The organism is Aquitalea palustris, assembly GCF_003693445.1.
GTDB lineage: Bacteria > Pseudomonadota > Gammaproteobacteria > Burkholderiales > Chromobacteriaceae > Aquitalea > Aquitalea palustris.
Map to the genome: position 1 here is coordinate 1 of NZ_RFAR01000146.1, position 479 is coordinate 479.

The window sequence follows — 479 nt, forward strand, 5'->3', positions numbered from 1 at the left end:
TACAGCGACTGCGGGTCGTAATCCTGCAGGGTGGATTGAAGGGCATCACCACTGCGGCCTTGCTGGATGCGGGTCTGGTCCCCAGTGTGCTGGGTGCTCACCGGCTGGTAATCGAAGCTGGCCAGTGCCACCGCACCGGACACCACCTGCCGCGCGGCACTCCAATCGGTCAGGCCGTCTTCTTCCTCGGTGGCATCGCTACGATGAAAGCGCACGCGCTCGCTGGCGGCCGGCGGCAGGCTGTAGGCATCGTCGAACACCACCAGCTTGACCTGCGGATGCTCGCCATCGACATGTTCAAACCTCCACGCATAACCCTCTTCGTGCAGCAGGCGCACGATGAAGTCGAAATCACTCTCGCGATACTGCAAACAGTAGCTGCGCGGGCTGGCGGAGGCAGTGTGGAATTCCAACGTCTGCACCTGGGCAAACACCGGGTTATTGGCCTGATGCTCGGCCAGGATCTGCTTGACGATGTC

At 61.8% G+C, this 479-nt stretch carries 1 protein-coding gene; it reads right to left on the reverse strand.

The window, feature by feature from the left end:
- Positions 1 to 479 (reverse strand): contractile injection system protein, VgrG/Pvc8 family (locus tag EAY64_RS20055; protein ID WP_199734506.1); only part of this gene is annotated, 479 nt, incomplete at both ends.